Genomic DNA, 22557 nt, shown 5'->3' on the forward strand with positions numbered 1-22557 from the left:
CTCCGAATGCCACCGATGACAACCATGCCTGCTTCATCGCCCCCCTCCCACCCCGCCTCCGGCGGCATGCTGCTCGGCTTTATCGGCGTGGCGATCTTCAGCCAGACGCTGCCGTTCACGCGCATGGCGGTGGCGGAGCTGGACCCGATCTTTGTCGCGCTGGCGCGCGCCGTCCTTGCCGCGCTGCCGGCGCTGGTGCTGCTGGGCGTGCGCGGTGCGTTGTGGGCCGCGCGCCGCCCGCGCGCGAGCCAGTGGCCGCGGCTGGCCGTGACCGCGCTGGGCGTGGTGGTGGGCTTCCCGCTGTTCTCGTCGCTGGCGATGCGCGAGGTGCCGGCCAGCCACGGCGCCATCGTGATCGGCCTGCTACCGCTGGCGACCGCGGTGTTCGCGGCCTGGTTCGGGCGCGAGCGGCCCTCGGCCGGGTTCTGGCTGTCGGCCGTGGCCGGCAGCGCTCTGGTGGTCGGCTTTGCCGTCTGGCAAGGCGCCGGCGGCCTGCAGCATGCCGACTGGTACCTGTTTGCCGCCGTGGTGCTGGGCGCACTGGGCTATGCCGAGGGCGGCAAGCTGTCGCGCGAACTGGGCGGGCTGGAAACCATCAGCTGGGCGCTGGCGGTATCGCTGCCGGTGCTGGTTCCGCTGGTGGTCTGGCTGATGCTGCGCGACCTGCCGCAGATCGCCGCCGCGTCGCCGCGCGCCTGGGGCGGCATGGCCTATGTTTCGGTTTTCTCGATGTTCGTCGGCTTCCTTTTCTGGTACGCCGGCCTCGCAAAAGGCGGCGTGGCCCGCGTCGGGCAGATACAATTGCTGCAGCCGTTCCTGACGCTGGCGGGCGGCGCGCTGATGCTGGCCGAGCCGCTTGACGCCCCTACCATCGCCTTCGCGGTGGCGGTGATCGCCGTGGTGGCGCTTGGCCGCCGCGCTGCCGTGCGCCAAACCGCACCCGCCACGGAAACGCCCCGTATCCTTCCAGAACGCATCCACTGACAGGAGTCCCACGCATGTCCGTCTACGATACCCTTGCCCGCCTCGGCGTTGAACTGCCCGCCGCGAACGCCCCCGCCGCCGCCTACGTAATGGCCGCGCAAACCGGCAATACCGTGTTCCTGTCGGGACATATCGCCCGCAAGGACGGCAAGGTATGGACCGGCAAGCTGGGCAAGGACATCGACACCGAGACCGGCAAGGCCGCCGCGCGTTCCATCGCCGTCGACCTGCTGGCCACGCTGCACGCGCACGTGGGCGACCTGAACCGAGTCACCCGCATCGTCAAGGTGATGAGCCTGGTCAACTCGACCCCCGAGTTCACCGAGCAGCACCTGGTCACCAACGGCGCCTCCGAGTTCCTGGCCGAAGTGTTCGGCGACAAGGGCAAGCACGCGCGCAGCGCCTTTGGCGTAGCGCAGATCCCGCTGGGCGCCTGCGTCGAGATCGAGATGATCGTCGAAGTGCAGGGCTGAACCTCGCAACATGCGCATCGACAACCTGCCCTTCGGCACCACCGACTGGTCGGCCATCGCGCCGACGTGCCATCCCGGCGAACAGGGCGAGGCCACCTGGCGCACGCGCCAGTTCGGCGATATTCGCGTGCGCATGGTCGAATACTCGCCCGGCTACCTCGCCGACCACTGGTGCAGCAAGGGCCATATCCTGTTCGTGCTGGACGGCGAACTCCATACCGAGCTGGACGACGGCCGGCAGTTCGTGCTCACCGCGGGCACCAGCTACCAGGTCGCCGACCAGGCGGAAGCGCACCGTTCGTCCTCACCGACCGGTGCCAGACTTTTTATCGTTGACTGAGCGGCAGGGTTAGCCGCTCTCTCCCAGATTTCCCCCAGACCAAAAGAGACACATCATGAAATGGGCCATCTCCCGCCGGGCACAGCAACTGACCAGCTCGGCCATCCGCGAAATCCTCAAGGTCACCGAGCGTCCGGAAGTCATTTCCTTCGCCGGCGGCCTGCCGTCGCCGGCGTCGTTCCCGGTAGCGGCCATGGAGGCAGCGACGGCCCGCGTTTTCGCCGACAACCCGCAGGCAGCGCTGCAATACGCAGCGACCGAAGGCTACCTGCCGCTGCGCGAGTTCGTCGCCAGGCGCCATGACGTGGCCGTCGAGCGCGTGCTGATCGTGACCGGCTCGCAGCAGGCGCTGGACCTGATCGCCAAGGTGATGATCGACCCGGGCAGCAAGGTGATGGTGGAAACCCCCAGCTACCTCGGCGCGCTGCAGGCGTTCTCGCTGTTCGAGCCGGAGTTCGTCTCGATCCCCACCGACGACAAGGGCCTGGTGCCCGAGGCGCTGACGCCCGAACTGACCGCCGGCGCGCGCTTCCTGTACGCGCTGCCCAACTTCCAGAACCCGACCGGCCGCCGCCTGCCGCTGGAGCGCCGCAAGGCGCTGGTGGCGCGTGCGCAAGAGCTGGGCGTGCTGCTGGTCGAAGACGATCCCTACGGCGCACTGAGCTATACCGGCGACCAGTTGCCGACACTGCTGTCGATGAACCCGGACGGCGTGATCTACATGGGCTCGTTCTCGAAGATCCTGGCACCGGGCCTGCGCCTGGGCTACGTGATCGCCCCGCCCGAGCTGCACTTCAAGCTGTGCCAGGCCAAGCAGGCCTCGGACCTGCACACGCCCACCTTCACCCAGCGCGTAGCCTACGAGACCGTGCGCGACGGCCTGCTGGACACGCATATCCCCACCATCCGCGAACTCTACAGCAAGCAGTGCAGCTTCATGCTGGACGCCCTCAAGCGCCACATGCCCGAGGGCGTGACCTGGAACGCGCCCGAGGGCGGCATGTTCATCTGGATGGAACTGCCCGAGGGCCTGGACAGCATGGTGATCCTGGAAGAGGCGGTGAAGCGCAACGTGGCCTACGTGCCGGGCGCGCCGTTCTACGCCAGCAACCCGAAGCGCAACACGCTGCGCCTGGCCTTCGTCACGGTGCCGGCCGAGCGCATCGAGCAGGGGGTGAAGACCCTGGGCGAACTGTTCCGCGAGGCCATCGCCGCCAGGCAACCGCGCGCGGCCTGAGGCTGACGGGCGCGCACCACGACAGGAGCCGACATGCTGCGAATCTGGGGCCGACTCTCCTCCATCAACGTGCAGAAAGTGGTCTGGTGCGCGCGCGAGCTGCACCTGGACCATGAGCGCGTGGATATTGGCGTGACCAAAGGCGACCTCGACACCGAGGCCTATGTGCGCCTGAACCCGAACCGCCAGATCCCGGTGATCGAGGACTTCCGCGGCACCGATGTCGGCGGCGAGCCCTTCGTGCTGTGGGAGTCCAACGCGATCGTGCGCTACCTGTGCGCGCGCTACGGCGAGGACACGCTGTGGCCCGAAGACGTCAAGGCGCGTGCCTCGGCCGACCGCTGGATGGACTGGCAGACCACGGCCTTCAGCCCGGCCATGGTGACGGCGTTCCTGAACCTGGTACGCACGCCCGCAGCCCAGCGCGACGAGGTCGCCATCAAGGCGTCGTGCGCGCGCACCGAGCCGCTGGCCGCCCTGCTCGACAAGGCGCTGGCCGGGCGCGAGTTTATCGGCGGCGACCGCTTCACCATGGCCGATATCTCGCTGGCCTGCGCCGCGCACCGCTGGATGGGCCTGCCGGTGAAACACCAGCCGCGCCCCGAGCTGGAGCGCTGGCTGGAGGCGATGCGCGCCCGCCCTGCTGCCGGCGGCATCCTGGAACTGCCGCTGCGCTGAGCCGCGGCAGTTTTTTCTCTACTTCGCGGCGCGCGAGCCCGACGCCGCCGTAAACACCCCCAACCCGATAAACGCCGCCCCCGTCAGGTAGCGGCCGAACGCGCGCGCCCGTCCGGCACGGCGCAGCGCCGGCATCACCGCGGCCGCGGCCATCACGTAGCAGGCATCGGTGGTGGCCGCGATCAGCACGAAGGCCACCCCCAGCGCCAGGCTCTGTGTCAGTGCCGAGCCGGCCGGGTTCATGAATTGCGGCAGGAAGGCGGCGAAAAAGATCGCCGTCTTGGGGTTGAGCAGCGCCACCACGAAGCCGTCGCGCACCACCTGGCGCAGGCTGCGCGGCGCCACCTCCGGGGTGCCCCCGTTCGCGGCCGCCCCACCCCCGCGCAGCGCGCGGATGCCCAGCCAGATCAGGTAGGCCGCGCCCGCGTACTTGACCACCGAGAACGCCAGCGCCGACACCGAAAACAGCACCGCCAGACCCAGCGAGGCGCCAATAGCATTGCCCAGGTTGCCCAGCGCCACCGCGCCGATCGACGCCAGCCCGGCCCGCCGGCCCTGCGCCAGCGTGCGCGTGACGATGTAGACCACGGCCGGGCCGGGCGTGATGGCAAGCGCCAGGCTGGCCAGCACGAAGGCGGTCAGCAATGGCCACGGAGGCAGGAATTCAGTCATGAGGATCCTCGCTCGGCAAGTTGTCCGGGGCATCCCGCCCACGGTACGAAGATTGGCAGTATGGCCGCGACGCGGCCCTTGCGCCAGCACCGCGCGGCCTTCCGGGGCTTGACCGCAGCAGCAGGCATCCGGCGCGGCGCGTAGCAGGCAGACTTTTGCAACAGGCGCCGTTTAGAGTACTCTGCCCCGATGTGCCTGCACGGCCCCATGTGCGCCACGCGCCCCCAGGGAAACCCTGATCCGTGAATGTAGCTCATGGTAGACATGACGCAATGTACGACTGCGAACCGGGAACCCGTTCCTAAAATCCCTGTTTTTACCGGATGCATTGGTTTTAGCACGGCTCTTCGCGCGCCGGTCTGAAGTGATAGGGGACGCCCAGGGCTCGCAGATTGCCCGGGCGCCCGAGCCAACCTGAGGAGGATTCAATCGTGTGGAGTCAAGTCTATGACCCGCTAGGCAATATGGCGCTGTCGACCATTGCCGCGGGCATTCCCGTCGTCGTGCTGCTGGCAGCGCTGGCGTTCTTTCACATGCAGGCGCACCTGGCGGCCGGGCTGGCACTGCTGATCGGCATCGTCGTCGCCTCCACGGTGTTCGGCATGCCTGCGGCAATGGCCGGCAAGGCGGCCGGCCTTGGCATCGTGTCCGGCCTGTTCCCGATCGGCTGGATCGTGCTGAACATCATCTTCCTGCACCGGCTCACGACCCTGAACGGATCCTTCAAGGTGTTGCAGACCTCGATCTCCGGCATCACCGAAGACCGCCGCCTGCAACTGCTGCTGGTGGCGTTCAGCTTTGGCGCCTTCTTCGAGGGCGCGGCCGGCTTCGGCACGCCGGTCGCCGTGACCGGTGCCATCCTGATCGGCCTGGGCTTCTCGCCGCTGGCGGCCTCGGGCCTGGCGCTGATCGCCAACACCGCGCCGGTGGCCTACGGCGCGCTGGGCGCCCCGATCATCGGCCTGGCCTCGGTGACCGGCCTGGACCTGCTCGACCTGTCGGCCATGATCGGCCGCCAGCTGCCGTTCTTCTCGGTGATCGTGCCGTTCTGGCTGATCTGGGCCTTCGCCGGCTTCCGCGGCATGCTGGCGATCTGGCCGGCGATCCTGGTGGCGGGCGTGAGCTTCGCGGTGCCGCAGTTCCTGGTATCGAACTACCACGGCCCTTGGCTGGTGGACGTGATCGCCGCGCTGGTGTCGATGGGCTCGCTGACGCTGTTCCTGAAAGTCTGGCATCCGAAGGAGATGTGGACCTCGGCCAAGATCCTTGGCCGCCACGACGACTCCAAGGTCGACCATCCCGAAGCGCTCGAAGCCGATGCGCGCGCCAGCGCCGCCTCGGCCGGCATCTCGGTGGCCAAGGCCTGGATGCCGTGGGTGATCCTGACGGTGTTCGTCTTCGTCTGGGGCATCCCCGAGTTCAAGAAGCTGATGGATGGCCTGTGGGCGTGGAAGTTCCCGATCCCGGGCCTGGACAAGGCCGTGCTGAAGGTGCCCCCGGTGGTGCCGAAGGAAATCGCCGAAGGCGCCGTCTTCAACTTCAACGTGCTGTCGATGGCCGGCACCGGCATCTTTGTCTCGGCGCTGCTGGGCGGCCTGCTGATGGGCTACTCGGTGCCGCGCCTGTTCAAGGAGTACTGGGAAACCATCAAGCTGGTGCGCTATTCGCTGCTGACCATCTGCGCGATGTTCGGGGTCGGCTACCTGACCCGCTACTCGGGCCTGGATGCGACGCTGGGGCTGGCCTTTGCCCACACCGGCGTGTTCTACCCGCTGTTCGGCACCATGCTGGGCTGGCTGGGCGTGGCGCTGACCGGGTCGGACACCGCGTCCAACGTGCTATTCGGCGGCCTGCAGAAGACCACGGCCGAGCAGCTCGGCCTGTCGCCGGTGCTGATGGCGTCGGCCAACAGCTCGGGTGGCGTGATGGGCAAGATGATCGACGCGCAGTCGATCGTGGTGGCCTCGACCGCCACCAAGTGGTACGGGCACGAGGGCGACATCCTGCGCTACGTGTTCTTCCACTCGATCGTGCTGGCGATCCTGGTGGGCCTGTTCGTGACGCTGCAGGCGTATGTGCCGCCGTTCACGCATATGGTGATCCACCACCCCTGACCCTGCCGCGGTTTTTGCACTTTGGTTCAGCCGAAGCCCCGCCCCCGGCGGGGCTTTTCCATTGGGCAACGCGCGTATCATGGTGCGTCTGATCCGCCGCATGCGCGCGCCGGCTCCCACAAGGATGCCGGGCGCGCCGGGCACAACGGGAATCCGCCATGTTGCGTCGCCTGGAAAGACTGATCGACCCCTTCCGGGGCATGCCCGACCACGAGCCGCCCGGCCAGGTCTGGCGCTTCTATGCCTGGTACCTGCGCGAAGTGTGGGGCGTGTTCGCGCTGCTGTTGCTGGTGGGCCTGGTCGGCGCGCTGATTGAAGTCGCGCTGTTCAGTTTCCTCGGCCGGCTGGTCGACATGGCGCAGACGACGCCGGGCGCGGAGTTCTTCAGCCGGCATCGCAACGAGCTGCTGTGGATGGCCGTGGTGGCGCTGCTGCTGCGTCCCATCTTTTTCGGGCTGCACGATGTGCTCGTACACCAGGTCATCAACCCCGGCCTGGCCAACCTGATCCGCTGGCAGAACCACCGCTACGTACTCAAGCAGAGCCTGTCGTTCTTCCAGAACGACTTCGCCGGGCGCATCGCGCAGCGCATCATGCAGACCGGCTACTCGCTGCGCGATTCCGCGGTGCAGGCGGTGGATGCGCTCTGGCACGTGGTGATCTACGCGATCAGCTCGCTGGTGCTGTTCGCGCAGGCCGACTGGCGCCTGATGATCCCGCTGCTGCTGTGGATCGTCTGCTACGTGGCCGCCCTGCTCCACTTCGTGCCGCGCGTGAAGCAGCGCTCGGTGGTGGCCACCGAGTCGCGCTCGCGGCTGATGGGGCGCATCGTGGACGGCTATACCAACATCACCACGCTCAAGCTGTTCGCCCATACCCGGCACGAGGAAGAGTACGCGCGCGACGCCATGGCCGAGCAGACCGAAAAGACGCGCCTGGCCGGGCGCATGGTCAGCGGCATGGATATCACCATCACCGCCATGAACGGCGCGTTGATCGCCGGCACCACCGGGCTGGCGCTCTGGCTGTGGAGCACGGGGCATGTCACCACGGGCGCGATCGCCCTGACCACGGGGCTGGTGATCCGCATCAACAATATGTCGGGCTGGATCATGTGGGTGGTGAACGGCATCTTCGAGAACGTCGGGCAGGTGCAGGACGGCATGAAGACGATCGCCGTGCCGCGCCGGGTGATCGACCGCGCCGATGCGCAGCCGCTGCGCGTCACCCATGGCGAGGTCCGCTTCGAGCAGGTGGGATTCCACTACGGCAAGGGTTCCGGCGTCATCGAAGGCGTGGAACTGACCGTGCGCCCAGGCGAGAAGATCGGGCTGGTCGGCCCCTCCGGCGCCGGCAAGTCGACGCTGGTCAACCTGCTGCTGCGCCTCTATGACGTCGAACGCGGCCGCATCCTGATCGACGGCCAGGACATCGCCGCGGTCACGCAGGAAAGCCTGCGCGCGCAGATCGGCATGGTCACGCAGGACACCTCGCTGCTGCACCGCTCGATCCGCGAGAACCTGCTCTATGGCAAGCCATCCAGCACCGAGTCCGAACTGGCCGAAGCCCTGCACGGCGCCCGCGCGGACGAGTTCGTCCCGCACCTGGTCGACGCCCATGGCAACACCGGGCTGGAGGCGCAGGTGGGCGAGCGTGGCGTGAAGCTGTCAGGCGGGCAGCGCCAGCGCATTGCGATTGCACGCGTACTGTTGAAGAACGCGCCGGTGCTGATCCTCGATGAAGCGACCTCCGCGCTGGACTCGGAAGTGGAAGCGGCGATCCAGGAGAGCCTGGAAACCCTGATGCAAAGCAAGACCGTGATCGCCATCGCGCACCGGCTGTCGACGATCGCGCGCATGGACCGGCTGGTGGTGCTGGACAACGGCCATATCGTGGAGAGCGGCACGCATGCGCAATTGCTGGCGCATGGCGGGCTGTATGCGCGGCTGTGGGCGCACCAGACGGGCGGCTTCGTCGGCGTCGACTGACCGGACCGCGGGGCTAGACCAGCCCCAGCAGGCCGGCCGCACCGCCGATCGCCACCAGCACCAGCGGATGCACCCGCGTCTTCAGCATCAGCAGCACCGTGGCGGCGGTGACCAGCATCGCCGCCCAGTGCAGGTCGACGCTGCGCGCCAGCACCCAGCCCGACGCGAACATCAGGCCGATGGTCAGCGCCGCCAGCCCGCGCCGGATCAGCCCCGGCCAGCGTGCGTGCGGCGAGCGCCCGGAGAAATACTCGAAACACAAGGCGATCAGGCTCGACGGCCCGCAGATGCCGAGCATGGAAGTCAGCGCGCCGGCCAGCCCCGCCACCTGCCAGCCGAACAGCGATACGAACAGGATGTTCGGCCCCGGCGCCGCCTGCGAGATCGCGTACATCGCCGAAAACTGCGCATCGGTCAGCCAGCCATTGGCTTCCACCAGATAGCGGTGCATGTCGGGCAGCGTGGTGCTGGCGCCGCCGATCGCCAGCAGCGACAGCACGCCGAAATGGGCCAGCAGGCTGCCCAGGATTTCGCCCATGCTCATGCCCGCGCTCCCTTGCCGATGCGCCACTCCCACACCAGCGCCAGCGGCACCAGCACCGCCATCACCGGCACCAGCGGCCAGCGCAGCAGGCCAATGGCGACAAAGGCGACGCCGCCGATCAGCACGTTGCGCACGGTCACCGACAGGCTCTGCGCCAGCCGGAAGCCGGTGGCCAGCATCAGGCCGGCCGACACCGCCGTTATGCCGGTCAGCATGCGCCGCACCGCGGCGACGTCCTGGTAGTGCTGGTACAGCAGCATCAAACCCAGCACCAGCCCCATCGGCACCATCACCAGCCCGCTGAACGCGGCCAGCGCGCCGCGCCAGCCGGCAAAGCGCAGGCCCAGCATCAGCGCCAGGTTAATCACGTTGGGGCCGGGCAGCACCTGGCCCAAGCTCAGCAGTTCGACGAAGTCGCGGTCGTCCAGCCAGCGGTTGCGCTCGACCACCGCGCGCCGCACGAACGGCAGCACGCCGCCGAAACCGGACAGGCCCATGCGGGCAAACTCGAGGAACAGCTTGCGGGGGCCGGGCGGCGGTGCAAGTTCAGGCAGCGGGGGGACCGACATGAGGGAGGGCGCTGTGTAGCGGAGATTGCTGTTCTTGTTGCTTCCGGCCTGCGCCCCATTCCGGCCAATGGCCGGGCACTGGGGAAAGGCCCGGCACGCAGGCCGGGTCCAGGTTCGCGGCCGCCCTGCAGGCCAGGGCAGCCGCGACGGCCGGCATCAGTTGCCGCCGGCCGGGGGATCCACGCGCACCGGATCGATACGCGGTTCCTTCAGCTTGGCCTCGATCGGCTTGCCCTTGCGCGCGCGCTTGCCGACGTACGGCAGCAGCGACTGCCCGGCCAGTTTCTGTGACGACGGCTTGCCGCCGCGGCCGGCGCCGGACAGCACCAGACCCGGTGCGCCGACGGCGATCGCCTGGAGCAGCTTTTCCTTCGGCTCCAGCTCCATCAGGATCACGCCACGCCCGCCGGCCGACAGCACCTTGACCTCGTCCAGCGCCACCAGCAGCAGGCGGCCGTTGCCCGACAGGCAGGCCGCATGCGTGGCCTCGTCGCCGACCGGCGCCGGTGCCAGCGGCGCGTCGCCGTCATCGAGCGTCAGGAACGACTTGCCGCCCTTCTGCCGGCTGATCATGTCGCCGACCTTGGTCAGGAAGCCATTGCCGCCCGCGGTGGCGATCAGCATGCGCTGCTCGGCGCTGCCGGCAAAGGTGTGCGCGACCTGGCTGCCAGACTGCAGCTCGATCAGCGTGGTGATGGGCACCCCGTCGCCGCGCCCGCCCGGCAGGCTGGCGACCGGCACGGAATAGACCCGGCCATTGGTGCCGAAGACCAGCAGCACGTCGACGGTGCGGCATTCAAAGGTGTCGTAGAGCGCGTCGCCGGCCTTGAAGGTGAACTGCTGCGCGTCGTGGCCATGGCCCTGGCGCGTGCGCACCCAGCCCTTCTGCGACATCACCACCGTCACCGGCTCGTCGATCACGCGCACTTCGGCCGCGGCGCGGCGTTCTTCCTGGATCAGCGTGCGGCGCGGGTCCTTGTCTTCCGGGCTGTATTGCTTGGCGTCGGTCTCGATCTCCTTGATGATGCGACGGCGCATCATGGTCTCGGACTTGAGCAGCACGTCCAGTTCGGCCTGCTCCTCGCGCAGTTCCTTCAGTTCCTTCTCGATCCGGATCGCTTCCAGGCGCGCCAACTGGCGCAGCCGGATTTCCAGGATGTCCTCGGCCTGGCGGTCGCTCAGGCCGAAGGCCTCGATCAGCGCCGGCTTGGGCTCGTCGCTCTCGCGGATGATGCGGATCACCTCGTCGATATTGAGCAGCACCAGCATCCGGCCTTCGAGGATATGGATGCGGTCCTCGACCTTGCCCAGGCGATGGCGCGTGCGCCGCGTGACGGTCTCGAAGCGGAACCGGATCCATTCGCCCAGGATCTCGCGCAGGCCCTTCTGGCGCGGCCGGCCGTCGGTGCCGATCATCACCAGGTTGATCGGCGCGCCCGACTCCAGGCTGGTATGCGCCAGCAGCGTGTGGATGAACTCCTGCTGGCCGACGTTCTTGCTCTTGGGCTCGAACACCAGCCGCACCGGCGCATCCTTGCCCGATTCGTCGCGCACCGCGTCCAGCACCGCCAGCACAGTGGCTTTGAGCTGCTGCTGTTCCTGCGTCAGCGCCTTCTTGCCGGTCTTGATCTTGGGGTTGGTAATCTCCTCGATCTCTTCCAGCACCTTCTGCGCCGAGGTATTCGGCGGCAGCTCGGTCACCACCAGCTGCCACTGGCCGCGCGCCATCTCCTCGATGGTCCAGCGCGCGCGCACCTTCAGGCTGCCGCGGCCGCCCTCGTAGATCTGGGCGATATCGGACGCGGGCGAGATGATCTGGCCGCCGCCCGGATAATCCGGTCCCGGCATCAGCGCCAGCAGCTCGGCCAGCGTGATATTGGGGTTGCGGATCATCGCCACCGTGGCCGCGGCCACTTCGCGCAGGTTGTGCGGCGGCACCTCGGTCGCCATGCCCACCGCGATGCCGGAGGCGCCGTTGAGCAGCACGAACGGCAGCCGCGCCGGCAGCAGCTTGGGCTCCTGCATCGAGCCGTCGTAGTTGGCGACAAAGTCGACCGTGCCTTCGTCGATCTCGTCCAGCAGCAGCCGCGAGATCGGCGTCAGCCGCGCTTCGGTGTAGCGCATCGCCGCCGCGCCGTCGCCGTCGCGCGAGCCGAAGTTGCCCTGGCCGTCGATCAACGGGTAGCGCAGCGAGAAGTCCTGCGCCAGGCGCACCAGCGCGTCATACGCGGACTGGTCGCCGTGCGGGTGGAACTTGCCCAGCACGTCGCCGACCACGCGCGCGGACTTGACCGGCTTGGCGTCGGCGCGCAGGCCCATCTCGTGCATCGCGAACAGGATGCGGCGCTGCACCGGTTTCTGGCCGTCGGCCACCTCGGGCAGCGCGCGGCCCTTGACCACGCTGACCGCGTAGTCCAGGTAGGCCCGCTCGGCGTAGCGCGCCAGCGTCAGTGAATCCGCCGGCTCTTCAGGTTGAAACGTGATGTCTTGTTGTTCCATGGATAGGCAAGAATTCGGCGCGCCTTGAACTGCCGGCGCGCCGGGTTGCTTGTTGTTCGGTCATGCCGGTCAGGGCATGTTGCGGCGTCCGCCGATGACCATCTTCACGCGCGGGCCGTCCGCGCTGGCACTGGTGCGAGTCAGCACCGCGCCCTGCTGCGGCTGGTACAGCCGGTAGAACTGCAGCACGGTGCTGACGTACTGCTGCGTCTCCGGGTATGGCGGAATCCGGTTGTTATAGCGCTGCACCGCGCCCTCGCCCGCGTTGTAGGCGGCCAGCACCAGCTCCAGGTTGTTCGGGAACAGCTGCATCAGCCAGCGCAGGTAGCGCACGCCCGCAGTGATATTGGTGCGCGGGTCGGCCAGCTTCTGCTCGACGCTGCGGCGCGCATCGGCGCTGACGCCAAAGCGCGCGCCGGTGTCGGGGATCACCTGCATCAGGCCGATCGCGCCCTTGGGCGACACCGCGCCGGCGTTGAAGCCCGACTCCACCGCCATCACCGCCTTGACCAGCGCCGGGTCGACATCCTGCTTGCCGGCGATCTGGTGGATCAGCGGCTCGACGGTCTTGATGTTGGGATGGTTGACGACGTAGCGGTAGAGCTTGTGCTGCTCCAGGTCAATATCGGCGCCGGCGGTCCCGCCCGCCTGCGAACGCCCGCGTTGGATCGCAGCCAGCCGCGCGCTGTCGAGCTTGCCGCCGTCCTTCATGAACAGCTTGTAGCGCTCGTCCAGCTTCTGGTCGGCAAAGTGCGCCACGCCGTCGGCATCGATATAGCCCCACAGCTCGGCATGTGCCGCCGGCGCACAGGCGAGCCCGGCCAGCGCCAGCAGGGCGGCTGCCAGGTTACGCCATGGTTTGCCGGGGGGTCTCGTCGTCATCGTGCGTTCAGTGCAGCAGGCCGGAGCGGGCATTATGCGCCAATCGCGCCGGGCCGGCACCGGCCTGCCAGCATGGGCTGGCCAGGTGCCATGGCCGCGGCTTCAGATATCGGCCTCGACCTCGTTGCCCTTCTCTTCCAGCCAGCTGCGGCGCTGCGCGGCCTCGCCCTTGCCCATCAGCATATTCATCATCTCGACGGTCTGCGGCAGGTCATATTCGCCCAGCATCACGGGCAGCAGGCGCCGCGTGTCGGGGTTCATGGTGGTTTCCCAGAGCTGCTCGGCGCTCATTTCGCCCAGGCCCTTGAAGCGGGAAATCTGCCACGAGTTTTCCTTGACGCCGTCCTTGAGCAGCTTGTCCTGGATGGCCAACAGCTCGCCTTCGTCCAGCGCGTACAGCTTCTGCGCGGGCTTCTTGCCGCGCGCCGGTGCGTCGACGCGGAATAGCGGCGGACGCGCCACACAGACGTTGCCGGTCTCGATCAGCTTGGGAAAGTGGCGGAAGAACAGCGTCAGCAGCAGCACCTGGATATGCGCGCCGTCCACGTCCGCGTCGGACAGGATGCAGATCTTGCCGTAGCGCAGGTTGGACAGGTCGGGCTCGTCGTTGGTGCCGTGCGGGTCCACGCCGATCGCCACCGCGATGTCATGCACCTCGTTGTTGGCAAAGAGGCGGTCGCGCTCGGTTTCCCAGGTGTTGAGCACCTTGCCGCGCAGCGGCAGGATGGCCTGGAACTCCTTGTCGCGGCCCATCTTGGCCGAGCCGCCGGCGGAGTCGCCCTCGACCAGGAAGAGTTCGTTGCGGGTCACGTCGGTGGACTCGCAGTCGGTCAGTTTGCCGGGCAGCACGGCCACGCCGGAGCCCTTCTTCTTCTCGACCTTCTGTGCCGCACGCGTGCGGGCCTGGGCCTGGCGGATCACCAGCTCGGCCAGCTTCTTGCCGTACTCGACATGGTGGTTCAGCCACAGCTCCAGCGCCGGGCGGCTGAAGGTGGACACCAGCCGCACCGCGTCGCGGCTGTTCAGGCGCTCCTTGATCTGGCCCTGGAACTGCGGATCCAGCACCTTGGCCGACAGCACGAACGAGGCGCGCGCGAACACGTCCTCGCTCATCAGCTTGACGCCCTTGGGCTGCAGCGCATGCATCTCGATAAAGCTCTTGACCGCCTGGAACAGGCCTTCGCGCAGGCCGGATTCATGCGTGCCGCCGGCAGGCGTGGGGATCAGGTTGACGTAGGACTCGCGCACCGGCGCGCCGTCTTCGGTCCAGGCCACCACCCACGACGCGCCTTCACCGTCGGCAAAGCCTTCTTCGCCGGGATTGGCGTCGGGGTCGGCGAAGTGCTCGCCCTCGAACATCGGAATCACCAGTTCCGCGCCGCTGCCTTGCGCCAGCGCCTCGACCAGGTAGCCCTTCAGGCCCTGGTCGTACTGCCAGGTCTGGCGCTCGCCGGTTTTCTCGGTCACCAGCGTCACCTTGACGCCGGGCAGCAGCACGGCCTTGCTGCGCAGCAGGCGCTGCAGCTCCGCCAGCGGGATCGCGGCCGAGTCGAAATACTTGGCGTCCGGCCACACCTGCACGCGGGTGCCGTTCTTTTTCTCACCACGCTCGAACTTGCGCGAGGCCAGCGGCACGGTCACGTCGCCGCCGGAGAAGGTCAACGTGGAACACATGCCGTCGCGCCAGACGGTCACGTCCAACTGCGTCGAGAGGGCATTGGTCACCGACACGCCCACGCCGTGCAGCCCGCCCGAGAAGGCATAGGCGCCGCCCTTGCCCTTGTCGAACTTGCCGCCGGCGTGCAGCCGGGTAAAGACGATCTCGACCACCGGCACGCCTTCTTCCGGGTGGATGCCCACCGGGATGCCGCGGCCGTCGTCCTCCACGCTGACGCTGCCGTCGCGATGCAGGGTCACCAGGATCTCGGAGCCGTGGCCGCCCAGGGCCTCGTCCGAGGCGTTGTCGATCACCTCCTGCACGATATGCAGGGGGTTGTCGGTCCGGGTGTACATGCCGGGGCGCTGCTTGACCGGCTCCAGGCCCTTCAGGACCCGGATGGAGGATTCGCTGTACTGACTGGTTTTGCTCGCCATGGAGTCGCTACGAAAGTGATTGTCCCGGCTGCACGGGGCGCACAACTGTGCACGCGCCGGGGCACCGGGCACTGCATTGTAATGGAAGCGGGCGCGGGCAATCCCGTGGAAAAGGGATTGCGCTGGGTGCCGGCGCTGGCGGCGCTTTGCCGCCCCCCCGCCACTTTTTGCCGGGGCGCCGGCAACGCGGGCGCTGCCGCACGCGTTTTTGCAAGCCGGGGTAAACTCGCCACCACCCGGCCCTGGCAAGCCTGATTGCCGTCCCGGCGCGGTTCAAAACAACAAGCACAGACTATCCATGTCGGCACCGCACTACCCGGCGGGACTGCCGCACACCGAGCCTAGACAATGCAAAACCGACAACTCTCCCTGACCACCGTGCTGGTGTGCGGCGGCCTGCTCGTCACCCTATCGATGGGTATCCGGCACGGCTTCGGCCTGTTCAACCTGCCGATCACGCAGGCCCACGGCTGGAACCGCGAGACCTTCGCCTTCGCGCTGGCGCTGCAGAACCTGATGTGGGGCGCCAGCCAGCCCTTTGCCGGCGCACTCGCCGACAAGTTCGGCGCGCTGCGCATCATGCTGATCGGGGTGGCGCTGTACGTGGCCGGCCTGGTGGTGATGGCGCTGGCCACCAGCGGCACCGCCTTCGCCACCGGCGCCGGCGTGATGATCGGCATCGCGCAGTCAGGTACCACCTACAGCATCGTCTACGGCGTGATCGGCCGCGTGGCCAGCCCCGAGAAACGCGTGTGGGCGATGGGCATTGCCGCCGCCGCGGGCTCGTTCGGGCAGTTCCTGATGATCCCGGTGGAACAGGGACTGATCTCCGGCATGGGCTGGCAGAACGCGCTATACGTGATGGCTTTGATGGCCTGTGTAATGCTGCCGCTGGCGCTGACGCTGCGCGAGCCGCGCGAGGCGGGCCACGCCGGCGGCCACCACCAGACCATCGGCCAGGCCGTCCACGAAGCCTTCGGCAACCGCAACTTCCAGCTGCTGACGCTGGGCTATTTCGTGTGCGGCTTCCAGGTAGTGTTTATCGGCGTGCACCTGGCGCCGTACCTGAAGGACCAGGGCCTGGTCGACCCGAAAGTCGCCGTCGTGGCGCTGGCGCTGATCGGGCTGTTCAACGTGTTCGGCACCTATACCGCCGGCGCGATCGGCCAGCGCCTGCCCAAGCGCTACCTGCTGGCGTTCATCTACCTGGCGCGCTCGGTGGTGATCGCCGGCTACCTGCTGCTGCCGCTGACGGTGGCCAGTACCTGGGTGTTCGCGGCGCTGATGGGCTTCCTGTGGCTGTCGACCGTGCCGCTGACCAACGGCATCATCGCCCAGGTGTTCGGCGTGAAATACCTGTCGATGCTGTCCGGGGTGGTGTTCTTCTCGCACCAGATCGGCAGCTTCCTGGGCGCCTGGCTGGGCGGCTTCCTCTATGACCGCACCGGTGGCTACAACACGGTGTGGCTGATTTCCATCGCGCTGGGCGTGATGGCCGCGCTGGTGAACCTGCCGATCCGCGAGCAGGCGCTGGTGCGCGCGCAGCCGGCGGCGGCATGATGGCCAAGGCCCGCGTCCGCGTGGCCAAGGCAACCGGGCTGGCGGTGCTGGCCGGGCTGCTGGCGCTGGGCTTCGTGGGCTATCTGCGGCCGGGTTTTATGGTCGATCTGACCAATATGGTGTTGGCGTGGTGCGGGTGACGCAGCCAGGCGCTCACACGCCCTCGCCCTTCGACTTCGCTTCCAGCACTTCCCAGCGCTCCAGCGCTTCCAGCAGTTCCATCTCGATCTCGTCGTGCCGGGTGCCCAGCTGCACGGCCTTGGGCGCATCGCTGACATAGAGCGAACCGTCTTCCAGCTGCGCCGAGATCGCCTTCTGCTCCGTTTCCAGCGCGGCAATGCGCTCCGGCAGGCCGTCCAGCTCGCGCTGCTCCTTGTACGACAGCTTGACGGTCCGGTTGGCACCGCGCGCCTCGCGCGAGTCCTTGCCCTTTGCCGGCTCGGCCGCCTTCTGTTCCGGCTTGCGCGCGGCCTGCAGCGCCGCGCTGCGGGCCGACTGCTCGACCCAGTCGGAATACCCGCCCACCGACTCGCGCCACACGCCATCGCCTTCGGCAGCGAGGGTCGAGGTCACCACGTTGTCCAGGAACGCCCGGTCGTGCGAAACCAGGAACACGGTGCCGCCATAGTCCTGCAGCAGTTCTTCCAGCAGTTCCAGCGTATCGATGTCGAGGTCGTTGGTGGGCTCGTCCAGCACCAGCACATTGGCCGGCCGCGCGAACAGGCGCGCCAGCAGCAGCCGGTTGCGCTCGCCGCCTGACAGCGACTTGACCGGCGAACGCGCGCGCTCCGGCGCGAACAGGAAGTCGCCCAGGTAGCTCATCACGTGCTTGCGCTGGCCATTGACCTCGACCCAGTCGCTGCCCGGGCTGATGGTGTCCGCCAGCGAGCGCTCCAGGTCCAGCGCGGTGCGCATCTGGTCGAAGTACGCCACCTGCAGGTTGCTGCCGTTGCGCACGGTGCCGCTGTCCGGTGCCAGCTCGCCCAGGATCAGCCGCAGCAGCGTGGTCTTGCCGGCGCCGTTGGGGCCGATCAGGCCGACCTTGTCGCCGCGCATGATGGTGGCGGTAAAGTCGCGCACCACCACCTTGTCGCCATAGGCCTTGCTGACGCCGGTCAGCTCCGACACGATCTTGCCGGAGCGATCGGCCTGCGACACTTCCAGCTTGACGTTGCCCTGTACTTCACGGCGCGCGGCGCGCTCGTTGCGCATCGCCACCAGCCGCTGGATGCGCGACACGCTGCGCGTGCGGCGCGCCTCCACGCCCTTGCGGATCCACACTTCCTCCTGCGCCAGCAGCTTGTCGAACTTGGCCTGCTCGACCTGCTCCGCGGCCAGCATCTCTTCCTTGCGTGCCTGGTAGGCGGCGAAGTTGCCGGGGAAGGACACCAGCCGGCCGCGGTCCAGTTCGATGATGCGGGTGGCGACGCGGTCGAGGAAGGCGCGGTCGTGGGTGATCAACAGCACGCTGCCGCGGAAGCCCAGCAGTAGGTCTTCAAGCCAGCGGATCGCTTCCACGTCGAGGTGGTTGGTGGGCTCGTCCAGCAGCAGGATGTCGGGCTCGGCCACCAGCGCCTGCGCCAGCGCCACGCGCTTCTGCAGGCCGCCGGAGAGTGCCTCGACGCGCGTGTGCGAATCCAGTCCCAGCCGTGCCAGCGTGGTTTCGACGCGCGTGCGCAGCTGCCAGGCGCCGGCGGCGTCCAGCTCGGACTGCAGCCGGTGCAGCTCGGCCAGTGCGGCTTCGTCGTCATGATTCTCGGCGACCCGGTCGGCGGCGGCCTCGTAGCGCACCAGCAGGTCGTGCGCATCACCCATGCCCTGCGAGACGGCGTCGAACACGGTGATGCCCGGCTCGAACTGCGGCTCCTGCGGCACGTAGGCGGTGGTCACGCCGCTCTGGCGCGCGATCAGGCCGTCATCCGGCGCCGCCAGCCCGGCCACGATCTTCAGCAGCGAGGACTTGCCCGAGCCGTTGCGCCCGATCAGGCCCACGCGCTCGCCGGCCTCCAGCGAAAAGTCGGTGTGGTCGAGCAGGGCCACGTGCCCGAAGGCAAGCTGGGCGTCGGTGATGGAAAACAGGGCCATGGGATGGAAGGCGACGAGAGAAAGGCGGAGAAAGGACGGGGCGGCCTGCCAGGGCTGGCGTGGCACGGCAGCCCGCATTGTAGACGACCGGACGCAGCCGGAAGCCGCGCCCAAAAAGAAGGGCCCGCGCATTGCGGGCCCAAGAGTCTCTCCTCGGTGCCCTGCTCGCAAGGCACGGCGACAGAATATCAATGCGCCCCTGCGCGCTCCAGTCGGACAAGTCCGTAAGGGAAAGTCCCGGTCAACCGAGATCGCCAGCGATCGTTGCTTGCCGAGTACGCCCGCCCCCCGGCAGTTGTCTGCACCCGGCCCCGCATGGAACAATGGCTCGTCCTGCACCCGCCGGTTCCGGCACGACAAATACACGCAAACGCAGAGCCGGCGCCACAGCCGGCCAGAAATCGGAACGGGTGGTTGGCCGCCGGCCGCTGCCCGCGCCGGTTCCAGTCATTTCTGTACGGGGGTTACATTGATCGATCCGGGTCTGCGGGGCCTGCCTTCCTGCCGGAAGCTTGCGCCTGTGTTGTCTTTGCTTGCCTGTGCCGCCTTTGCTGGCGGCGCCCTGCCTGCGGCGCATGCCACCACCAACGCCGGCGCCGATACGGTGGCCGACGCCGACAGCGCACCGGTGCTGCGCCGCATCCGCCAGACCGGCGCGATCCGCATTGCCCACCGCGAAAGCTCGGTGCCGTTCTCCTTCCTGGCGGATGGCAAGCCCATGGGCTACGCCGTGGACCTGTGCCTGCGCGTGGCCGACGCCGTGCGCGGCGCACTGAAGCTGCCGTCGCTGCGCGTGGACTGGGTGCAGGTCACGCCGGCCTCGCGCATCCCCGCCATCGTCGAGGGCAAGGCTGACCTCGAATGCGGCTCCACCACCAACAACCGCGAGCGGCGCGAGCAGGTGGCCTTCACGATCCCCCACTACATCGCCGGCAGCCGCATGCTGGTCAAGGCGTCGTCGGGCATCACCAAGTGGCAGGACCTGCGCGGCAAGACCGTGGTCTCGACCACGGGCACGACGCCGCTGGCGACGCTGCGCAAGATGGACGAATCCGGCGCCATGCAGCTGCGCCTGGTGGAGGCAAAGGACCATGCGCAGGCGTTCGCCATGGTCGAAGCCGGCAAGGCCGACGCCTTCGTGATGGACGACGTGCTGCTGTACGGCCTGCGCGCCAACGCGGCCAAGCCGGCCGAGTACCGCATCACCGGCGACCTGCTCACCATCGAGCCCTACGCCATCATGCTGTCGCGCCAGGACGCGGCCTTCAAGCAGCTGGTCGACAAAACGCTGGTGGCGTCAATCTACGACCAGGACACCCAGAAGCTCTACCGCAAGTGGTTCCAGGGGCCGATCCCGCCGCATGGCACCCGGCTCGACATCCCGATGAGCTACCTGCTACGCGATTCCTTCAAGTTCCCGAGCGACAAGGTCGCAGACTGACAGCCCCGCCGCGGGGGCGGCAAATTGGGACGGCCAAGGCACTTATGCGAAGATTGCGGCCCTGCCAATGTGCTTGTTGCCGCCCCATGACCACCGCTTCACTCAAAACCGACCTGTCCGTTCCCGCGCTCGTCGCCGGGCTGGTCGCCGCGCTGACCGGCTATACCAGTTCGCTGGTGCTGATGATCCAGGCCGGCCAGGCCGCGCACCTGACCGATGCGCAGATTTCGTCGTGGATCTGGGCGTTGTCGATGGGGATGGGGGTGACCACCATCGGCCTGTCGCTGGCGCTGCGCGTGCCGATCGTGGTGGCCTGGTCCACGCCCGGCGCCGCGCTGCTGATCGCCAGCCTGCCGGGCGTGCCGTACGCGGAAGCCATCGGTGCCTTCCTGCTGGCCTCGCTGATGATGATGGCCGCCGGCATGACCGGCTGGTTCGACAAGCTGATGCGTGCCCTGCCCGCCAGCATCGCCTCGGCGCTGCTCGCTGGCATCCTGTTCCGCATCAGCGTGGATGTATTCGTCCTGGCGCAGCACCAGACCGTGCTGCTGCTGGCGATGTTCGCCGCCTACCTGATCGGCCGCAAGCTGTGGCCGGCCTATGCCGTGCCGGGCGTGCTGCTGACAGGCGTGGTGGTTGCCGGGGGGTTCGGCCAGCTCGATTTCTCCGGGTTGCGGCTGGCCGTGGCCGTGCCGGTGTGGACCACGCCGGCGTTCTCGCTGTCGGCCCTTATCAGCATGGCGATCCCGCTGTTTATCGTTGCGCTGGCCTCGCAGAACATCCCCGGTCTGGCGGTGCTGCAGGCCGATGGCTACCACGTGCCCGCGTCGCGGCTGATCACGCTGACCGGCCTGGCCTCGGCGGTGCTGGCGCCGTTCGGCTCGCACGGGGTCAACCTGGCAGCGATCACCGCCGCCATCTGCACTGGCCCGCAGGCCGATCCCGACCGCAACCGCCGCTATACCGCGGCCGTGGTCTGCGGCGTGGGCTACCTGGTGGCGGGCACACTGGCCGCCAGCATCGCCGCGCTGTTCGCCGCCTTTCCGCGGGCGCTGGTGGTGGGCGTCACGGCGTTCGCGCTGCTGGGCTCGATCGCCAACGGCCTGACGGTCGCGATGCAGACCCCGGGCGAGCGCGAAGCGGCGTTGCTGACCTTCATGATCACTGCCTCCGGCATGACGCTGGCGGGCGTGGGCTCGGCCTTCTGGGGCGTGGTGGGCGGCATGCTCGCGTACTACGTGTTGCGGCCGCGTGCCGCCTGAGCCCCCGTCGCTACAGCATAAGGAAGGCCACGTCCGCGGCGCTGATTGCCTCCGGCGGCACGCCCCTGCGGCGCTGGAACAGCACGTGCTGCAGCACGCGCTCGCGGTGCGCGACAAAGGTCTCCGGATCCAGCCCCAGCGCCATGCGCGCATAGTGCTCGGCCATCAGCTTGTAGACGCGATGGCGCACCAGCAGCATTTCGTGGTCCGCCTGGAGCCGGCTCATCGCTGCCGTGTGGTCATCCTCCAGCTGGCGCATGCCAACCACAACGCGGGCATGCATGCCCCGGTAGCGATCGACCTCCGCATGCGCTTTGCGCAAGTCCTCGCGCAGCGACCGCACCTCCTGCATCAGCTTCAGGTTGTGCTGCACGCCGCGCTGGATGCGGGTGGCCTCCTCCAGCGCATGATCCGCCGCGGCGATGGTGTCCTGCCATGGGCTCACGTCCGCCGCAGGCTCCGTGTCCCCAAATTGCGATGACGGCCAGACGGCCGTATCGGCAATGCCAGTGTGATGCATACCGCTCCCCTTGCCACATGCCCGCCGCCGGCATCGTGAGGGTTCGTGCCGGCTTGTTCGGGCTGAATACCGCGACTGCTCTTCGTTGTCTTTTGACGCGAGCCGGCGTGGGCCCCGCTTTTTTCTTATGCGTCATTCAAGACCGCCTTGCCGCATCGCACAACCACCGCAAAGGAGGGAGGAGGCTTTGGCGCAACATGACAGGGGCGCTAAGATGCCGGACTGGCCGACCCTTTCGCCCCACAGACGCGTCCCCATGAACGGTTACCTGCTCCTCGCCCTTGCCATCATTGCCGAAGTCATCGCCACCAGCAGCCTGAAGGCGTCGCAAGGCTTTACCCGGCTCTGGCCCAGCGTGCTGGTGGTTACCGGCTACGTTGCGGCGTTCTATCTGCTGATGCTAGTGATGCGGACGGTGCCGGTGGGGATCGCTTACGCGATCTGGAGCGGGGCCGGGATTGTGTTGGTGTCGCTGATTGCCGTGGTGTTGTACCGGCAGATTCCCGACCTGGCGGCTTGCCTGGGGATTGGATTGATCATTGCGGGCGTAGCGGTGATCCAGTTATTTTCCAAAACCAGCGCGCATTGATCAACGGCTTGGAGCCGTTGAGAGGT

Annotated in this window: 20 protein-coding genes; 12 read left to right on the forward strand and 8 right to left on the reverse strand. The window is 67.9% G+C overall.

Annotated elements, in window-relative coordinates:
- Positions 1–24: 24 nt before the first annotated feature.
- From AC10V3_RS14700 to AC10V3_RS14720, 5 genes are read left to right on the forward strand one after another with little or no spacing between them, the layout of a single operon-like run.
- A complete protein-coding gene (locus AC10V3_RS14700) occupies positions 25–984 on the forward strand; it encodes a DMT family transporter (RefSeq protein ID WP_490922404.1) in 960 nt (319 codons plus the stop codon).
- A 14-nt stretch (positions 985–998) separates the two neighbouring features.
- Positions 999–1457 (forward strand): RidA family protein, encoded by a 459-nt coding sequence (locus AC10V3_RS14705; RefSeq protein ID WP_022536010.1) that lies wholly within the window; start codon positions 999–1001, stop codon positions 1455–1457.
- A gap of 10 nt (positions 1458–1467) precedes the next feature.
- The gene (locus AC10V3_RS14710; RefSeq protein ID WP_022536011.1) at positions 1468–1797 is read left to right on the forward strand and encodes a DHCW motif cupin fold protein; all 330 of its coding nucleotides are present in this window, start codon (positions 1468–1470) and stop codon (positions 1795–1797) included.
- A gap of 55 nt (positions 1798–1852) precedes the next feature.
- Positions 1853–3034, forward strand: coding sequence for an aminotransferase-like domain-containing protein (locus AC10V3_RS14715; protein ID WP_022536012.1), 1182 nt, complete (start codon positions 1853–1855; stop codon positions 3032–3034).
- Between the two features lie 33 nt (positions 3035–3067).
- Positions 3068–3712, forward strand: a complete 645-nt coding sequence (locus AC10V3_RS14720; protein WP_022536013.1) for a glutathione S-transferase family protein — start codon at positions 3068–3070, stop codon at positions 3710–3712.
- A gap of 18 nt (positions 3713–3730) precedes the next feature.
- Here the strand turns inward: AC10V3_RS14720 and AC10V3_RS14725 are convergent, their stop codons facing one another.
- Positions 3731–4384: a LysE family translocator gene (locus tag AC10V3_RS14725; RefSeq protein ID WP_022536014.1), complete on the reverse strand. Its 654-nt coding sequence runs from the start codon at positions 4382–4384 to the stop codon at positions 3731–3733.
- A gap of 431 nt (positions 4385–4815) precedes the next feature.
- Here AC10V3_RS14725 and AC10V3_RS14730 point away from each other — a divergent pair, with 431 nt between their 5' ends.
- Together AC10V3_RS14730 and AC10V3_RS14735 are read left to right on the forward strand one after the other, a co-directional pair.
- On the forward strand, positions 4816–6498 hold the full coding sequence (locus tag AC10V3_RS14730) for an L-lactate permease (protein WP_490922406.1): 1683 nt from the start codon (positions 4816–4818) through the stop codon (positions 6496–6498).
- A 158-nt stretch (positions 6499–6656) separates the two neighbouring features.
- A complete protein-coding gene (locus AC10V3_RS14735) occupies positions 6657–8486 on the forward strand; it encodes an ABC transporter ATP-binding protein (RefSeq protein WP_490922408.1) in 1830 nt (609 codons plus the stop codon).
- A 13-nt stretch (positions 8487–8499) separates the two neighbouring features.
- On the opposite strand, the gene AC10V3_RS14740 is transcribed toward AC10V3_RS14735, so the two are convergent.
- From AC10V3_RS14740 to AC10V3_RS14760, 5 genes are all read right to left on the reverse strand, one after another.
- Positions 8500–9030, reverse strand: a complete 531-nt coding sequence (locus AC10V3_RS14740; RefSeq protein ID WP_022536017.1) for a chromate transporter — start codon at positions 9028–9030, stop codon at positions 8500–8502.
- Entirely contained in the window at positions 9027–9599 is a 573-nt protein-coding gene (locus AC10V3_RS14745; RefSeq protein WP_022536018.1) for a chromate transporter, read from the reverse strand. Before AC10V3_RS14745 ends, AC10V3_RS14740 begins: the two co-directional genes overlap by 4 nt.
- Before the next feature lie 156 nt (positions 9600–9755).
- Complete coding sequence (gene parC / locus AC10V3_RS14750) at positions 9756–12098, reverse strand: DNA topoisomerase IV subunit A (protein WP_022536019.1); 2343 nt, start codon at positions 12096–12098, stop codon at positions 9756–9758.
- A gap of 69 nt (positions 12099–12167) precedes the next feature.
- Positions 12168–12980 carry a lytic transglycosylase domain-containing protein gene (locus AC10V3_RS14755; RefSeq protein WP_022536020.1) on the reverse strand — a complete coding sequence of 271 codons (813 nt, stop codon included), beginning with the start codon at positions 12978–12980 and terminating at the stop codon, positions 12168–12170.
- A gap of 102 nt (positions 12981–13082) precedes the next feature.
- Positions 13083–15074, reverse strand: a complete 1992-nt coding sequence (locus AC10V3_RS14760) for a DNA topoisomerase IV subunit B (protein ID WP_022536021.1) — start codon at positions 15072–15074, stop codon at positions 13083–13085.
- Positions 15075–15422: 348 nt separating this feature from the next.
- Between AC10V3_RS14760 and AC10V3_RS14765 the strand changes: the two genes are divergently transcribed.
- On the forward strand, positions 15423–16634 hold the full coding sequence (locus tag AC10V3_RS14765) for an MFS transporter (protein WP_022536022.1): 1212 nt from the start codon (positions 15423–15425) through the stop codon (positions 16632–16634).
- The gene (locus AC10V3_RS14770; RefSeq protein WP_349607301.1) at positions 16631–16774 is read left to right on the forward strand and encodes a hypothetical protein; all 144 of its coding nucleotides are present in this window, start codon (positions 16631–16633) and stop codon (positions 16772–16774) included. Before AC10V3_RS14765 ends, AC10V3_RS14770 begins: the two co-directional genes overlap by 4 nt.
- Before the next feature lie 13 nt (positions 16775–16787).
- Here the strand turns inward: AC10V3_RS14770 and AC10V3_RS14775 are convergent, their stop codons facing one another.
- Positions 16788–18719: an ATP-binding cassette domain-containing protein gene (locus tag AC10V3_RS14775; protein ID WP_041681108.1), complete on the reverse strand. Its 1932-nt coding sequence runs from the start codon at positions 18717–18719 to the stop codon at positions 16788–16790.
- A 562-nt stretch (positions 18720–19281) separates the two neighbouring features.
- On the opposite strand from AC10V3_RS14775, the gene AC10V3_RS14780 reads away from it, so the two are divergent.
- The gene (locus tag AC10V3_RS14780; protein ID WP_051369913.1) at positions 19282–20160 is read left to right on the forward strand and encodes an amino acid ABC transporter substrate-binding protein; all 879 of its coding nucleotides are present in this window, start codon (positions 19282–19284) and stop codon (positions 20158–20160) included.
- A gap of 86 nt (positions 20161–20246) precedes the next feature.
- Complete coding sequence (locus tag AC10V3_RS14785; RefSeq protein WP_041681110.1) at positions 20247–21422, forward strand: benzoate/H(+) symporter BenE family transporter; 1176 nt, start codon at positions 20247–20249, stop codon at positions 21420–21422.
- Positions 21423–21432: 10 nt separating this feature from the next.
- Here the strand turns inward: AC10V3_RS14785 and AC10V3_RS14790 are convergent, their stop codons facing one another.
- On the reverse strand, positions 21433–21942 hold the full coding sequence (locus AC10V3_RS14790) for a hypothetical protein (protein WP_022536027.1): 510 nt from the start codon (positions 21940–21942) through the stop codon (positions 21433–21435).
- 256 nt (positions 21943–22198) lie between these two features.
- Between AC10V3_RS14790 and AC10V3_RS14795 the strand changes: the two genes are divergently transcribed.
- Positions 22199–22531, forward strand: a complete 333-nt coding sequence (locus AC10V3_RS14795; RefSeq protein WP_022536028.1) for a DMT family transporter — start codon at positions 22199–22201, stop codon at positions 22529–22531.
- Positions 22532–22557: the final 26 nt, after the last annotated feature.

The organism is Cupriavidus sp. PB-02, assembly GCF_058252315.1.

Coding starts and splice junctions, on each gene's coding strand:
- AC10V3_RS14745 (WP_022536018.1), bottom strand. CDS start 9,599: ATGTCGGTCCCCCCGCTGCCTGAACTTGCACCGCCGCCCGGCCCCCGC.
- AC10V3_RS14775 (WP_041681108.1), bottom strand. CDS start 18,719: ATGGCCCTGTTTTCCATCACCGACGCCCAGCTTGCCTTCGGGCACGTG.
- AC10V3_RS14770 (WP_349607301.1), top strand. CDS start 16,631: ATGATGGCCAAGGCCCGCGTCCGCGTGGCCAAGGCAACCGGGCTGGCG.
- AC10V3_RS14720 (WP_022536013.1), top strand. CDS start 3,068: ATGCTGCGAATCTGGGGCCGACTCTCCTCCATCAACGTGCAGAAAGTG.
- AC10V3_RS14705 (WP_022536010.1), top strand. CDS start 999: ATGTCCGTCTACGATACCCTTGCCCGCCTCGGCGTTGAACTGCCCGCC.
- AC10V3_RS14735 (WP_490922408.1), top strand. CDS start 6,657: ATGTTGCGTCGCCTGGAAAGACTGATCGACCCCTTCCGGGGCATGCCC.
- AC10V3_RS14795 (WP_022536028.1), top strand. CDS start 22,199: ATGAACGGTTACCTGCTCCTCGCCCTTGCCATCATTGCCGAAGTCATC.
- AC10V3_RS14790 (WP_022536027.1), bottom strand. CDS start 21,942: ATGCATCACACTGGCATTGCCGATACGGCCGTCTGGCCGTCATCGCAA.
- AC10V3_RS14715 (WP_022536012.1), top strand. CDS start 1,853: ATGAAATGGGCCATCTCCCGCCGGGCACAGCAACTGACCAGCTCGGCC.
- parC (WP_022536019.1), bottom strand. CDS start 12,098: ATGGAACAACAAGACATCACGTTTCAACCTGAAGAGCCGGCGGATTCA.
- AC10V3_RS14755 (WP_022536020.1), bottom strand. CDS start 12,980: ATGACGACGAGACCCCCCGGCAAACCATGGCGTAACCTGGCAGCCGCC.
- AC10V3_RS14710 (WP_022536011.1), top strand. CDS start 1,468: ATGCGCATCGACAACCTGCCCTTCGGCACCACCGACTGGTCGGCCATC.
- AC10V3_RS14725 (WP_022536014.1), bottom strand. CDS start 4,384: ATGACTGAATTCCTGCCTCCGTGGCCATTGCTGACCGCCTTCGTGCTG.
- AC10V3_RS14700 (WP_490922404.1), top strand. CDS start 25: ATGCCTGCTTCATCGCCCCCCTCCCACCCCGCCTCCGGCGGCATGCTG.
- AC10V3_RS14760 (WP_022536021.1), bottom strand. CDS start 15,074: ATGGCGAGCAAAACCAGTCAGTACAGCGAATCCTCCATCCGGGTCCTG.
- AC10V3_RS14740 (WP_022536017.1), bottom strand. CDS start 9,030: ATGAGCATGGGCGAAATCCTGGGCAGCCTGCTGGCCCATTTCGGCGTG.
- AC10V3_RS14765 (WP_022536022.1), top strand. CDS start 15,423: ATGCAAAACCGACAACTCTCCCTGACCACCGTGCTGGTGTGCGGCGGC.
- AC10V3_RS14785 (WP_041681110.1), top strand. CDS start 20,247: ATGACCACCGCTTCACTCAAAACCGACCTGTCCGTTCCCGCGCTCGTC.